Origin of the sequence: Atlantibacter subterraneus (assembly GCF_007570865.1) — a bacterium.
Taxonomy (GTDB): Bacteria; Pseudomonadota; Gammaproteobacteria; order Enterobacterales; family Enterobacteriaceae; genus Atlantibacter; species Atlantibacter subterraneus.
Window position 1 is genome coordinate 160,486 of sequence record NZ_VLPS01000009.1, and the last position, 13,119, is coordinate 173,604.

14 protein-coding genes, 1 pseudogene and 1 other annotated feature are annotated in these 13,119 nt (G+C 54.0%); all 15 genes and pseudogenes read right to left on the reverse strand.

Annotated features, from left to right (window positions below; genetic code table 11):
- Positions 1–16 precede the first annotated feature (16 nt).
- Positions 17–733 carry an EAL domain-containing protein gene (locus tag FND52_RS17760; RefSeq protein WP_144132325.1) on the reverse strand — a complete coding sequence of 239 codons (717 nt, stop codon included), beginning with the start codon at positions 731–733 and terminating at the stop codon, positions 17–19.
- Positions 734–1,080: 347 nt separating this feature from the next.
- The gene (locus FND52_RS17765) at positions 1,081–1,545 is read right to left on the reverse strand and encodes an NlpC/P60 family protein (RefSeq protein ID WP_125293481.1); all 465 of its coding nucleotides are present in this window, start codon (positions 1,543–1,545) and stop codon (positions 1,081–1,083) included.
- Between the two features lie 83 nt (positions 1,546–1,628).
- On the reverse strand, positions 1,629–2,375 hold the full coding sequence (gene btuD / locus FND52_RS17770; RefSeq protein ID WP_144132330.1) for a vitamin B12 ABC transporter ATP-binding protein BtuD: 747 nt from the start codon (positions 2,373–2,375) through the stop codon (positions 1,629–1,631).
- Positions 2,375–2,926 (reverse strand): glutathione peroxidase, encoded by a 552-nt coding sequence (locus FND52_RS17775; RefSeq protein ID WP_144132333.1) that lies wholly within the window; start codon positions 2,924–2,926, stop codon positions 2,375–2,377. The genes btuD and FND52_RS17775 overlap by 1 nt, the downstream gene beginning before the upstream one ends.
- A gap of 30 nt (positions 2,927–2,956) precedes the next feature.
- A complete protein-coding gene (gene btuC, locus FND52_RS17780) occupies positions 2,957–3,934 on the reverse strand; it encodes a vitamin B12 ABC transporter permease BtuC (RefSeq protein ID WP_125293484.1) in 978 nt (325 codons plus the stop codon).
- Between the two features lie 101 nt (positions 3,935–4,035).
- On the reverse strand, positions 4,036–4,335 hold the full coding sequence (gene ihfA, locus FND52_RS17785) for an integration host factor subunit alpha (RefSeq protein ID WP_001229266.1): 300 nt from the start codon (positions 4,333–4,335) through the stop codon (positions 4,036–4,038).
- Positions 4,336–4,339: 4 nt separating this feature from the next.
- Positions 4,340–6,727 carry a phenylalanine--tRNA ligase subunit beta gene (gene pheT, locus FND52_RS17790; protein WP_144132336.1) on the reverse strand — a complete coding sequence of 796 codons (2,388 nt, stop codon included), beginning with the start codon at positions 6,725–6,727 and terminating at the stop codon, positions 4,340–4,342.
- A 15-nt stretch (positions 6,728–6,742) separates the two neighbouring features.
- Positions 6,743–7,726, reverse strand: coding sequence for a phenylalanine--tRNA ligase subunit alpha (gene pheS / locus FND52_RS17795; protein ID WP_125293486.1), 984 nt, complete (start codon positions 7,724–7,726; stop codon positions 6,743–6,745).
- Between the two features lie 55 nt (positions 7,727–7,781).
- Positions 7,782–7,905: a sequence feature (Phe leader region), on the reverse strand.
- Positions 7,856–7,900 carry a pheST operon leader peptide PheM gene (pheM, locus tag FND52_RS17800; protein ID WP_001386830.1) on the reverse strand — a complete coding sequence of 15 codons (45 nt, stop codon included), beginning with the start codon at positions 7,898–7,900 and terminating at the stop codon, positions 7,856–7,858. Its footprint overlaps the feature before it by 45 nt.
- Before the next feature lie 114 nt (positions 7,906–8,019).
- The gene (gene rplT, locus FND52_RS17805; RefSeq protein ID WP_000124849.1) at positions 8,020–8,376 is read right to left on the reverse strand and encodes a 50S ribosomal protein L20; all 357 of its coding nucleotides are present in this window, start codon (positions 8,374–8,376) and stop codon (positions 8,020–8,022) included.
- Between the two features lie 47 nt (positions 8,377–8,423).
- Positions 8,424–8,621, reverse strand: coding sequence for a 50S ribosomal protein L35 (gene rpmI, locus FND52_RS17810; RefSeq protein WP_001124225.1), 198 nt, complete (start codon positions 8,619–8,621; stop codon positions 8,424–8,426).
- 98 nt (positions 8,622–8,719) lie between these two features.
- Positions 8,720–9,262: a translation initiation factor IF-3 gene (gene infC, locus FND52_RS17815; RefSeq protein ID WP_125293487.1), complete on the reverse strand. Its 543-nt coding sequence runs from the start codon at positions 9,260–9,262 to the stop codon at positions 8,720–8,722.
- A 3-nt stretch (positions 9,263–9,265) separates the two neighbouring features.
- Complete coding sequence (gene thrS / locus FND52_RS17820; protein ID WP_144132342.1) at positions 9,266–11,194, reverse strand: threonine--tRNA ligase; 1,929 nt, start codon at positions 11,192–11,194, stop codon at positions 9,266–9,268.
- Positions 11,195–11,467: 273 nt separating this feature from the next.
- A pseudogene (locus tag FND52_RS17825) lies at positions 11,468–11,598 on the reverse strand (DUF4113 domain-containing protein); the annotation flags it as partial.
- 192 nt (positions 11,599–11,790) lie between these two features.
- Positions 11,791–13,107, reverse strand: coding sequence for a phage tail fiber protein (locus tag FND52_RS17830; RefSeq protein WP_208737517.1), 1,317 nt, complete (start codon positions 13,105–13,107; stop codon positions 11,791–11,793).
- Between the last annotated feature and the right edge of the window lie 12 nt (positions 13,108–13,119).

A 13,119-nucleotide genomic window follows, 5' to 3' on the forward strand; every position in this document is an offset into this window, starting at 1 on the left:
GTTAACCTGAGGGTTATTACCGATTGCGCAACAAGAACAGTAGCGCTTCGGGTTCCATCACTGGCCACAGGTTACCCTGCATGGCGTGGAAACGCAGATTAATCGCTTTCTGCCTTGCGCTTTCAGAGTCGATACCAGTGATGATCATGGTATGACAAAAGGGTGCGACCTGATCGACGATAGCCTTCATAAACGGCTCGAATGAGTGCTCAGCGATGCGTTTATGAATAAAAAATTTATCCATAATAATGCGCTTAAACAGACGGTCGAATATTGAACGTGTGGTCGCCACGCCGGCACCAAAATTTGCCAGTACCAGCGGATAGCGGCGAGAAAACGTCAGTAGCGAAAGATTATCTTTGCCATCATTTAATGCAGGGTAATTCTCACTGATAGTGAATTCCAGAAAAGGAAGTTGTGCCAGACGCGCGGCCAGTTTTTCATTGCTTAAAATAACCGCGACGTGGACGGCATTTATATTTATCCAGGCACAAAGACCATGATTTATAAAATGGATGCGGAATTGTTCCAGCAGTGCGAGTTTCTCATAAAATAGTATTAACTGTTCATCATCACTAATGCGTGGAATAACCAGATCCGTAGGAATACGGATATCGCCCTCGCGCGACGCGAAGTTGGCTATCACCTCTACTCCAAGCAGTGCGCTGTTTGCTTTCCTGATCGGCTGGAATAGTAGCGTTGACTGATAATCTTTATCGAGTGAAATAATCATATTACCTGTCCCATTAACTGGGTAATAAACGGCATCCCTCCGCTCGCAGGGCTATGCTGAACACGGTTACACGTATCCGGGTAAAACACACATCTTGACTGGAATCGTTGATGCATTGCGTGCACTTTCAGGTGCCAGTGTAACTAAGATAGCCTGGGAATCATAATAGAGTTAACGTTGCGTAAATATATTTAATTTATCGTTACTGAGTACACGTAACTATAACTACCAATATTTGTACCTTGATATTAAATGGAGGCAAACTCACCCATTTGCGATATGGATTAATCTGATTTGCCTGCTAAGGATCGTAAATTAAACGTAAGAATATATCGCGGGTTCGCTGGCTAGATGCGTCTGGCTTGCCAGAATTTCTTATTCCAGTACACATTATCCAGCGATGATTTAATCACGCCCTGGCTGGTGGAAGCATGGATAAATTGATTGTCGGTGTCATAGATACCGACGTGCAAGCCATTCTCCCCGGACCCGGTTTTAAAGAAAACCAGATCCCCTGGCAGCAGTTCGTCTTTATCAATGCGGGTGCCGATTTCGGCTTGTTCGCTGGTTTGCCGGGGCAAGCGTAACGCAAAACGGTCGCGGAAGGTGACTAACACAAAGGCGGAACAATCGACGCCGTGGCGGCTCATGCCGCCGTAGCGGTACGGCGTGCCGTGCCAGGTGCGAAGCTGGTCATTAAGCTCGGCGATGACGGTAATTGAATCCGACAGCCGCGCGTTTGGCGGCGGCGCATGATGGTGCCCACAGCCCGCCAGTAATAATGTTGCGATTACAATGATCCACATCCGCATTTTTCAGGCACATCCTCTAGCCTTTATTCCCGGAAGGTAATTTAGCGTGAGCCGCCAGCCGTGGCAAGACGCGTTCCGTTAACTCATGGGCAGATCAACAGCGTGTGCCCATCCACCGCCACGCGTTGGAAATCAATGCCATAAACCGGATTCAGGTGCTTTGGGGTCATCACGTCGCTGCTTAAGCCCTGAGCAATCATTTTCCCATTTTGCAGCAGCCAGACGCGATGAGCGCGTCGCAGGGTATGGTTGAGGTCGTGGCTGCTCATCACCACGCTGACACCCTGTTGGCACAGCTGGTGCAATAATGCATCCAGCGCCGCCTGTTGCGCCACATCCAGGCTATTCATCGGTTCATCCAGCAGCAGTAATGCGCCATGGGGATTATCACGTGGATGAATTTGCAGGATCACAGCGGCAAGGCGCACCCGCTGCCATTCGCCACCGGAGAGTTGATTGACGGGCCGGGTGAGTTTACTGGTCAGCCACAGGGCGTCGGTGATCTCGTTAAGCAGCGCGTCGTCGGTGACGCCGTGGCGGTGCAGCGCCAGATAATGCCAGACCGGCATGGCGAACGGCGGCGTTTGCTGCTGAGTGAGCCAGGCGCGGTGTCGCGCCAGCGCCTCGCCCTGCCACTGATGCAGCGGCGATCCCAAAAAGGCGATTGTCCCGGCGGGCTGGCGCATGCCCGCCAGCCCGGCGAGCAGCGTGCTTTTCCCGGCACCGTTAGGGCCTACCAGGTGCAGCCACTCGCCTTTGCGGATTTCAGCGGTGACGGGGCCGATTCTCCCCGGCTCCTGCACCGCCTCCAGCGACATCAGTACGGTCATTACTTCGCCAGCGCCAGTTTGATTGCTTCCATGACAATCGGATCTTCCGGCGTCATATCCGGCGAGAAGCGCTGGACCACCTGGCCGTCACGCCCTACCAGGAATTTTTCAAAGTTCCACAGGATGTCGTCCAGGTACAGCGGCGCGCGGCCTTTGCTCGCCATACGCTCGTAAAAGCCGCTGGCTTCCGGCGCAACGGCAGTCGGCGCGGCGTCGATCAGTTTCTGATACAGCGGATGACGGTTTTCGCCGTTGACGTCGATTTTGCTGAACATCGGGAAAGTCACGCCGTAAGTGGTGCTACAAAACGTTTTGATCTCTTCTTCGCTGCCAGGCTCCTGGCCGAGGAACTGATTACAGGGGAAACCGAGCACCGAGAAGCCCTGGTCTCGCCAGGCCTTGTGGATATTCTCCAGTTGTTCATACTGCGGCGTCAGGCCGCATTTGGAGGCGACGTTGACGATCAGCAGCACGTTGCCGCGCCATGGCTCGAGTGTGGTGGACACGCCGTCAATGGTAATCACGTCAGTGTTCAAAATGTCGTTATGCATAGCAACCTCATTATAATGGTGTGATGTTTTTTACCGGGCTTTTAATAATAGCCAGATAAATACTGGCGCGCCGAGAGAAGCGGTAACAACGCCGATGGGCAGTTCCGCCGACGACAGCGCCAGCCGCGCGATCACGTCGGCCAGTAGCAGTACTGCCGCCCCGGCGGCCATGCAGGCGGGAAGCAGCACCCGGTAATCCGTCAGTCCGCAAAGCCGCAGCACGTGTGGGATCACCAGGCCGATAAAGCCAATCGACCCCGCCAGCGCGACGCTGATCCCCACCAGCCAGCCGGTGGCGATAACCAGCAGGTTGCGCCACAGCCAGACCGGCAACCCTAATTGTCGGGCGGACATTTCCCCCAGCGCCAGCACGTTAAGCGGATGCGACTGGCGGCAGACCCAGACCATCACCGGGATCAGCGCCAGCATCAGCCAGCCCTGACGCCAGTCGACGCCGCCGAAACCGCCCATCATCCAGTACATCAGCTGGCGTAAATCAAGGCTGGTGCTGAAATAGACCGCCCAGGTCATCAGAGCGCTGCATATGATGCCCAGCGCCACGCCAGCCAGCAGCAGTCGGCTATTGGAGAGATGGCGTCTGGCGAAGCGCAGCAGAATAAGCGTGATCAGCAGCGCGCCCGCGATAGCGCACAGGCTGAGGGCCCAGCCTGGCAGCACGCCCTGACCCAGTAAAATTGCCGCGATTAGCCCGACGCCCGCGCCGTTCGAGACGCCGAGCAGGCCCGGCTCCGCCAGCGGGTTTTCGAACAGCGCTTGAAGAATAGCGCCGCATAGCGCCAGCGACCCGCCCACCGCCATGACCGCCAGGGTGCGCGGCAGGCGAATTTGCCAGACGAACAGCTGGCCGGTGGGCGAAAACCAGTCGCCGGGGCCGATCCACATATCCCCTGCGCACAGACTGATCAGCGCCCCTGCCAGTAGCAGCAGCGTCAGCGTGGTGAGCCAGCTTCGTTCCCGTCGGCGTTGTGCCTGTATCAATGAATGCATAAATAAAATGAATGGCTTACAGAGAGGATTGATTCTACGGTGCCCTGACGGGCAGGCAAAGAAAAAAGGCCGCGCAATGCGGCCTTTTTAATTACGTCAGATTACTCTTCTTTCGGCGAGGCGTTTTCAACCCGGCTTTTCAGCTTTTGACCGGGTCTGAAGGTCACCACACGACGAGCCGTAATGGGAATATCCTCACCAGTTTTTGGGTTGCGCCCGGGACGTTGGTTTTTATCGCGCAGATCGAAATTCCCGAAACCGGAAAGTTTAACCTGTTCGCCATTTTCCAGAGCACGACGGATCTCTTCGAAAAACAGTTCAACCAGTTCTTTGGCATCCCGTTTGCTAAGTCCAAGCTTATCAAACAGATATTCTGACATTTCAGCTTTAGTAAGCGCCATAGGTTCAATCCCTCAATGATGCCTGGAATCGCTCTTTTAGTGCCTCTACGCATCTGGCAACGGTAGCGGCAATCTCCTCTTCTTCGAGTGTACGGCTGGTATCCTGAAGGATCAGGCTGATGGCAAGGCTCTTAAAGCCCTGTTCAACACCCTTGCCACGGTACACGTCAAATAAGTTTACGCCAACTATCTGATTTGCGCCAACTTTCTTACACTCGGATAAAATTTCCGCTGCGGGAACGTTTTCTGCCACCACAACCGCGATGTCACGGCGGTTCGCCGGGAAGCGTGAGATTTCCTGAGCTTGCGGTACAACACGGTCAGAAACCTTGTCCCACAGCAGTTCGAACACCAGCGTACGGCCATTCAGATCGAAGCTACGCTCCAGTTCAGGATGAATAACGCCAATGAAACCAATGCGTTCGCCTTTTAAATATATAGCAGCACTTTGGCCCGGATGCAGCGCCGGGTTGGCTTCCGCTTTAAATTCAATTTCAGAAAGTTTACCGGTAAGTTCCAGAACGGATTCCAGATCGCCTTTGATGTCGTAGAAATCAACGCCGGTTTTCGCCTGGTCCCAGTGCTCTTCCACGCGGTTACCGCAGATAGCGCCCGCCAGCATCACGTCCTGGCGAATGCCCAACGGAGCCTGGGTATCCGGCACAAAGCGCAGACCGGTTTCGAAAATACGTACCCGGCTCTGTTGACGGTTCTGGTTGTAGACCACGGTGCCCAGCAGGCCGGTCCACAGCGACAGGCGCATCGCCGACATATCGCTGGCGATCGGGTTCGGCAGGATCAGCGCTTCTTCGCCCGGATGCACCAGCTGCTGCAGTTTCGGATCGACGAAGCTGTAGGTAATCACTTCCTGGTAACCTTTGTCGTTAAGCAGGGTTTTCACGCGCTTCAGCGACAGGTTGGCTTCACGGTGGTTGCCCATCACCAGACCCGCCTGTACCGGCTCGTCAGGGATGTTGTCGTAGCCGTAAATACGGGCCACTTCTTCTACCAGGTCTTCTTCGATTTCCATATCGAAACGCCAGCTCGGCGCAACCGCCTGCCACTGGCCCTCACCTTCAGTCACGTCGCAGCCCAGACGGCGCAGAATATCGCTGACCTGGTCATCCGGGATGTGATGGCCAATCAGGCGGTCCAGCTTGCTGCGGCGCAGCGTAATGGTGGCGCGTGCTGGCAGGTGCGACGCGTTGGTAACGTCAATCACCGGGCCCGCTTCGCCGCCACAGATGTCGATCAGCAGGCGGGTGGCGCGCTCCATGGCTTTGTGCTGCAACGCCGGATCGACACCGCGCTCATAGCGGTGAGAGGCATCGGTGTGCAGACCGTGACGGCGCGCGCGGCCAGTAATCGACAGCGGGCTGAAAAATGCGCATTCCAGCAGCACGTTCTGGGTTTGGTCGTTAACGCCGGAGTGCTCGCCGCCGAAGATGCCGCCCATCGCCAGCGCTTTGTGGTGATCGGCAATCACAACGGTGTCTTCATCCAGCTTCGCTTCGCTACCGTCCAGCAGTACCAGGGGTTCGCCCGGCTTCGCCATCCGCACCACGATGCCGCCGTCAATGCGGTCTTTATCGAACGCATGCATCGGCTGGCCCAGTTCGAGTAGCACGTAGTTGGTGACGTCTACAACCGCGTCAATGGAGCGGATGCCGCAGCGGCGCAGCTTCTCTTTCATCCACAGCGGAGTCGGCGCTTTCACATTGATGCCTTTAACCACGCGGCCCAGATAGCGCGGGCATGCCTGCGGGGCGTCAACGGTGATGGGCAGCGTATCGTTGATGGTGGCAGCGACCGGTGCAATTTCCGGCTCGTTGAGCGGCGCTTTATTAAGCACAGCCACGTCGCGCGCGACGCCGATAATCCCCAGGCAGTCGGCGCGGTTAGGCGTGACGCTGATTTCAATGGTGTTATCGTCGAGCTTCAGGTATTCGCAAATATCGGTGCCAATCGGCGCATCCGCTGGCAGCTCGATAATGCCGCTGTGATCGTCGGAAATGCCCAGCTCGGAGAACGAGCACAGCATACCTTCGGACGGCTCACCGCGCAGTTTAGCCGCTTTAATTTTGAAATCGCCCGGCAGTACCGCGCCTACGGTCGCCACGGCGACTTTCAGGCCCTGACGGCAGTTTGGCGCGCCGCAGACGATATCGAGCAGGCGATCGCCGCCCACGTTGACTTTTGTCACGCGCAGTTTGTCAGCGTTAGGATGCTGGCCGCATTCCACCACTTCACCCACTACCACGCCGTGAAACGCGCCGGCAACCGCGTCCACGCCATCCACTTCGAGGCCAGCCATGGTGATTTGCCCGGACAGCGCGTCGCTATCAATGGCGGGATTTACCCATTCACGTAACCAGAGTTCACTGAATTTCATTGGATAGTCCTGCCCTTATTTAAACTGTTTGAGGAAACGTAAATCGTTTTCGAAGAAAGCGCGCAGATCGGTGACGCCGTAACGCAGCATGGTCAGACGCTCCATGCCCATGCCGAACGCGAAGCCGGAATAGACTTCAGGGTCGATGCCCACGTTACGCAGCACGTTCGGATGCACCATGCCGCAGCCCAGCACTTCCAGCCATTTGCCGTTTTTACCCATTACGTCAACTTCTGCGGACGGTTCGGTGAACGGGAAGTAGGACGGACGGAAACGAACCTGCAGGTCTTCCTCAAAGAAGTTGTTCAGGAAATCGTGCAGCGTGCCCTTCAGGTTGGTGAAGCTGATGTTTTTATCAACGATCAGGCCTTCCATCTGATGGAACATCGGGGTGTGGGTCTGATCGTAATCGTTACGGTAGACGCGGCCCGGCGCAATGATGCGGATCGGCGGCTGCTGATTTTCCATGGTGCGGATCTGCACGCCGGAAGTCTGGGTACGCAGCAGACGGGTCGCGTCGAACCAGAAGGTATCGTGGTCGGCGCGTGCCGGGTGGTGGCCCGGAATGTTCAGTGCGTCGAAGTTGTGATAATCATCTTCGATTTCCGGGCCCGTCGCCACGGTAAAGCCCAGTTCGCCGAAGAAACTTTCAATACGATCGATGGTGCGGGTTACCGGATGCAGACCGCCGTTTTCGATGCGACGACCCGGCAGGGAAACATCGATGGTTTCAGCGGCGAGGCGCGCATTCAGCGCGGCGCTTTCGAGGCCAGATTTACGGGCGTTCAGCGCCTGCTGCACCTGCTCTTTAGCTTCGTTAATCACCGCGCCTGCTGCCGGACGCTCTTCTGGCGGCAGTTCACGCAGGGTGGTCATTTGAAGGGTCAGATGCCCTTTCTTGCCCAGATATTCGACGCGTACATTATCTAACGCGGCAACATCGGAGGCCTGGTCTATAGCTGCCTTTGCACTGGCAACCAGCTCTGCGAGATGTGGCATGGTTTTCCTCATAATAGTGGCGCATGCGCCTGAGTAGTGATTGTTCTGTCGACCAAAAAAAAAAGCCTCCACGATGGAGGCTTTTGGCGTTTATTTTCCGTTTCTTTCTTACGCGCAAGCCCCCTGAGATCAGGTGCTAAAGTAAAAAAAGAAGCGGAAAATAGCAGCGTTCATGCTTGCAGTTACCTTAATGCTGGAAACGATTCGTCTATTGAAAGGCTATCAGGTTGAAATGTCAATAAAACGAAGGCCAGAAAGCAAAAGAGGGAGCAAGCTCCCTCCTTCAAACTGGCTTATGCCAGAGCTGCTTTCGCTTTTTCAACCAGGGCAGAGAATGCCACTTTGTCGAATACGGCGATGTCAGCCAGAATCTTACGGTCGATTTCAACAGAGGCTTTTTTCAGGCCGTTGATGAATTTGCTGTAAGAGATACCGTTCTGACGTGCTGCTGCGTTGATACGCGCAATCCACAGTTGACGGAACTGACGCTTACGTTGACGACGGTCACGGTAAGCATACTGACCAGCTTTGATAACAGCCTGGAAGGCAACGCGGTATACGCGTGAACGCGCACCGTAGTAGCCTTTAGCTTGTTTCAAAATTTTCTTGTGACGTGCACGTGCAATTACACCACGTTTTACGCGAGCCATAGTGCTCTCCTGTTTCTATTCTGTAAAAAAGTTAAAAGTTAAACGGCTTATGCGTACGGCAGGCACGCGATGACCAGACCCAGATCGCCTTTGGAAACCATGGCTTTCGGGCGCAGGTGACGTTTACGCTTGGTAGCTTTTTTGGTCAGAATATGACGCAGGTTAGCGTGCTTGTGCTTAAAACCACCTTTACCGGTTTTTTTGAAGCGCTTAGCAGCACCGCGTACGGTCTTAATTTTTGGCATCTTAATAACTTCCACTTCGCATTGTTGATTAAACGAAACGTAGGGCGAACAAAATCTGTGAAGCCCAAAGGCTTCACAGACGTTGTTACTTGAAGGCCTTACTGTTTCTTCTTAGGAGCGAGCACCATAATCATCTGGCGGCCTTCGATCTTCGTTGGGAAGGATTCGACTACTGCCAGTTCATTCAGATCTTCTTTCACGCGATTAAGCACTTCCATACCGATCTGTTGGTGGGCCATCTCACGACCGCGGAAACGCAGCGTGATTTTGGCCTTATCGCCTTCTTCGAGAAAGCGAATCAGGCTGCGGAGTTTTACCTGATAGTCGCCTTCGTCAGTACCAGGACGGAATTTAATTTCCTTAACCTGGATAACTTTCTGCTTTTTCTTCTGTTCCTTAGAAGACTTACTCTTTTCATAAAGGAACTTGCCGTAGTCCATGATACGACAAACTGGCGGTTCGGCGTTAGGGCTGATTTCAACTAAATCTACTCCAGCTTCTTCAGCCTTTTCGATCGCTTCTCTCAGACTCACAATACCCAGTTGCTCACCTTCCAGACCGGTTAAGCGAACTTCCTGGGCGCGAATCTCGCCATTGATACGATTCGGACGTGCCGTTTGAACTCGTTTTCCGCCTTTAATACCTTATTCCTCCAGTTGTTGAAGACTGCGGCTGCGAATCTCGTGTTGCAGCTTCTCAATCACTTCACTTACGTCCAGGCTTCCCAGGTCTTTACCGCGGCGAGTGCGAACGGCAACTTTGCCTGCTTCCACTTCTTTATCACCACAGACCAACATATACGGGACACGACGTAAAGTGTGCTCGCGGATTTTAAAGCCAATCTTCTCGTTTCTCAAGTCCGCTTTTACTCGAATGCCCGCATTTTGTAGTTTACGGGTCAATTCGTTAACGTATTCGGACTGCGAATCGGTGATATTCATCACCACCACCTGCACCGGAGCCAGCCATGTTGGGAAGAAACCGGCGAACTCTTCAGTCAGAATTCCGATGAAGCGCTCCATGGAGCCCAGAATCGCGCGGTGGATCATCACCGGCACCTGACGGTCGTTGTTTTCAGCAACATACGACGCGCCAAGACGCTGTGGCAGCGAGAAGTCTAGCTGAACTGTACCACATTGCCAGGCGCGATCGAGGCAATCATACAGGGTAAACTCGATTTTCGGGCCGTAGAACGCGCCTTCGCCGAGCTGGTATTCAAACGGAATGCCGTTCTCTTCCAGCGCCACCGCCAGGTCCGCCTCGGCGCGATCCCACATCTCATCGCTACCAATACGTTTTTCCGGGCGAGTCGACAGTTTCACCACGATTTTTTCGAAGCCGAAGGTGCTGTACATGTCGTAAACCAGGCGAATACAGCCGTTTACTTCGTCACGTACCTGCTCTTCAGTACAGAAAATGTGGGCGTCATCCTGGGTAAAGCCGCGCACGCGCATCAGGCCATGCAGCGCGCCTGACGGCTCGTTACGGTGGCAGCTGCCGAACTCTGCCATACGCAGCGGCAGATCGCGGTAGGATTTCAGACCCTGGTTGAAGATCTGAATGTGGCCCGGGCAGTTCATTGGTTTGATGCAGTATTCACGGTTCTCAGAAGAGGTGGTGAACATCGCATCCTTGTAGTTTTCCCAGTGGCCTGTTTTTTCCCACAGCACGCGGTCCATCATGAACGGACCTTTCACTTCCTGGTACTGGTACTCTTTCAGCTTGGAGCGAACAAACACTTCTAGTTCACGGAAGATAGTCCAGCCGTCGTTGTGCCAGAACACCATACCCGGCGCTTCTTCCTGCATGTGATACAGGTCGAGCTGCTTGCCGATTTTACGGTGATCGCGCTTGGCGGCTTCTTCTAAACGCTGCAAATAGGCGTTCAGGGCTTTTTTATCTGCCCACGCGGTGCCGTAGATACGCTGCAGCATCTTGTTGTTGCTGTCGCCGCGCCAGTAGGCCCCTGCCGTTTTCATTAATTTGAAGTGGTGGCAAAAACGCATGTTCGGCACGTGCGGGCCACGGCACATATCCACATATTCTTCATGATGATATAAGCCAGGCTTGTCATCATGAGAGATATTTTCATCAAGAATGGAAACCTTGTAGCTTTCGCCACGGTTCACGAAGGTTTCGCGGGCCTCATGCCAGCTGACCTTTTTCTTGATCACGTCGTAATTTTTCTCAGCCAGCTCGTGCATGCGCTTTTCGAGGGCGTCGAGGTCTTCCTGGGTCAGGGTATTTTCCAGATCAACGTCATAGTAAAAACCATTATCCACTACCGGACCGATCGCCATTTTGGTATTCGGCCAGAGTTGTTTAATGGCATGACCCAGTAAGTGCGCGCAGGAGTGGCGGATAATCTCCAGTCCTTCGTCATCCTTTGCGGTGATGATAGCCAGTTGGGCGTCCTGTTCGATCAGGTCGCTGGCATCGACTAATTCACCATTAACGCGGCCTGCGATACAGGCTTTTGCGAGACCCGGACCAATGTCCAGGGCAACATCCATGGGGCTTACAGCGTGGTCATAATGGCGTTGGCTGCCATCAGGAAGAGTAATAACGGGCATTTTTTGTCCTTATTCGCAGTGGTGACCCACACGAAAGATCACATACGAAAGAATTTAATGAATTTATTCAGTACTTTGCGTAACCATCTAACCAACTAATGTTAAATTGGTACACAAATTGGTACACAAATGATTTTTCAGCTTACTATATGCATCAGATGTGTCTTGGCATGTTAACACCATTAATTTTGCGAATGTACCCGTTTAGGTCAATTCGTTTGCGGGTGCTTAATCTTGATCGTGCGGGGTCCACGACAGTAGATGATACGTTTATCATCTAACGGTTAAGAGGTCTGAAAACCGCGTAGTGTATCGCGGAGAAAGCATGTCCCGTTTCATCTGCCACTGCTACTGTATACCCTACATCGGAAAAATAGCGTCCCTCTCCCCCCTTTCGCATCAATTACGTTTGGCGGACTTTGCCAGGGCCTTCGTTACGAAGGAAAGTCAAATTCCGCTAAAGTAATGCTCCTTGTTGCCGTTATGTTATACACCTGCGTCCTGAGCGCGGGATATCTAATAAAAAACTAAGGGATTGACGCCCGCGCCCGTGCGGGCTTTTTTTCAAATTATTCGCTTCCCTCCGCTTCAGCACTTTAACTTGCTGAATCCCCGGGCTGATTTCGTTGCTCCGCCTCGCGTTGCTGGCGCTCATATTCTGCGCGCATCTCCTCCGCCCGCCGCGCCTGCTCAAAGTTCCACAGGCTGTTTACCGGCATTTCGACACGTAGATCGACACAGCGGTCGGCAGGAATATCAATCGCGTCGCCGTCGCTGACTCCATCGATTTCGTTACGTGCGAACGGCGGCGCCATGGGGTGCGTACGATGAAAGGTTTTCAGCAGAATGCTGCCTTCAGCTTCGATTTCATAATCAACCCAGAGCAGCGGTTGTTTGTTGCGATCGAGCGGAATTTCAATACCGCCATCAATACCACCCCAGGCCGGATCTGAGTTAAATCCCAGCACACCAGAAATTCGATAAACGCCGGTGTCAATGCGTTCAACATCAACGCCTGCGGATTCCGCATTCAGTTCTGCGCTGCCGTCGCCTGCGACTTTAACGACCGGAGATGCTTTTTTCAGGTACCCGTTGCCATCCACTACTACATTGCCCTGGTGATAGAACTCATAGGCAACATTACCCATTGACCAGCCGCCAATTTTGAATTTGCTGTCGGTATCGAGGCCAACAAAACATCCGAAAACTCCGCCCCGTTCAAACTCCATCACCGACGACGCGGCGCTGTTCGCGTTATTACCGATGTTAAATGCCGCCGCTGATGCTGATGTGCGGCTTCCCGCGTAAGCGATCCCCGGCGTGTTACTTGACGACAGGCGAAGCAACATGGAGCCGGCAATGTTGGCATTGCCCAGAACAGGGATATTGCCGCCTGCCACGCCCGTGTCGCGCGTTGCCACACTGCCGAGCTGAAGCCCTGTGCGCGCAGCTGCTGGCGTTGTGCCGCCCGTTCCGCCCTGCTCAACCGGTACCGCGCCGCCCACGCCGCGCTGCGCAAGTTTGCCGAGAGCCGGAATGCTGACAGCAACGCCATTAATTGTGACATTGACGGCCTGGTTGGCAGTTGTACCAGCAAAAGTCTCCCACGCATCGCTGCTCGCGTCGTAGTCCCGGACAAGCTGCGCAATACTTTGCGCCAGGCCATCAACAGACAGTGCGTCAGTAGTCAGGATGGCGTATTTCGTGCCAGCCGCGAGCCAGGGATTTGCTGCTGCGGTGAGGGTCAGTGCGGTCGGGCTGTTCACAGCTGCAATCTGGAAAATCTGGGGCGGACTGGTCAGCGCTATCAACGTCTGACCAGGCCGGATTTGGTTAGCAGCTGCTGTGAAGTTTGTACCGGTGCCTGTTACACCTGCACCTGCAATCGCAATAGTACCTGCGTTGTAAATCATAATTGCTCCAGT

Excerpts from the sequence above, each read along its gene's own strand:
- FND52_RS17760 (WP_144132325.1), bottom strand. The coding sequence starts at position 733 with ATGATTATTTCACTCGATAAAGATTATCAGTCAACGCTACTATTCCAG.
- FND52_RS17765 (WP_125293481.1), bottom strand. The coding sequence starts at position 1,545 with ATGCGGATGTGGATCATTGTAATCGCAACATTATTACTGGCGGGCTGT.
- btuD (WP_144132330.1), bottom strand. The coding sequence starts at position 2,375 with ATGACCGTACTGATGTCGCTGGAGGCGGTGCAGGAGCCGGGGAGAATC.
- FND52_RS17775 (WP_144132333.1), bottom strand. The coding sequence starts at position 2,926 with ATGCATAACGACATTTTGAACACTGACGTGATTACCATTGACGGCGTG.
- btuC (WP_125293484.1), bottom strand. The coding sequence starts at position 3,934 with ATGCATTCATTGATACAGGCACAACGCCGACGGGAACGAAGCTGGCTC.
- ihfA (WP_001229266.1), bottom strand. The coding sequence starts at position 4,335 with ATGGCGCTTACTAAAGCTGAAATGTCAGAATATCTGTTTGATAAGCTT.
- pheT (WP_144132336.1), bottom strand. The coding sequence starts at position 6,727 with ATGAAATTCAGTGAACTCTGGTTACGTGAATGGGTAAATCCCGCCATT.
- pheS (WP_125293486.1), bottom strand. The coding sequence starts at position 7,726 with ATGCCACATCTCGCAGAGCTGGTTGCCAGTGCAAAGGCAGCTATAGAC.
- rplT (WP_000124849.1), bottom strand. The coding sequence starts at position 8,376 with ATGGCTCGCGTAAAACGTGGTGTAATTGCACGTGCACGTCACAAGAAA.
- rpmI (WP_001124225.1), bottom strand. The coding sequence starts at position 8,621 with ATGCCAAAAATTAAGACCGTACGCGGTGCTGCTAAGCGCTTCAAAAAA.
- thrS (WP_144132342.1), bottom strand. The coding sequence starts at position 11,194 with ATGCCCGTTATTACTCTTCCTGATGGCAGCCAACGCCATTATGACCAC.
- FND52_RS17830 (WP_208737517.1), bottom strand. The coding sequence starts at position 13,107 with ATGATTTACAACGCAGGTACTATTGCGATTGCAGGTGCAGGTGTAACA.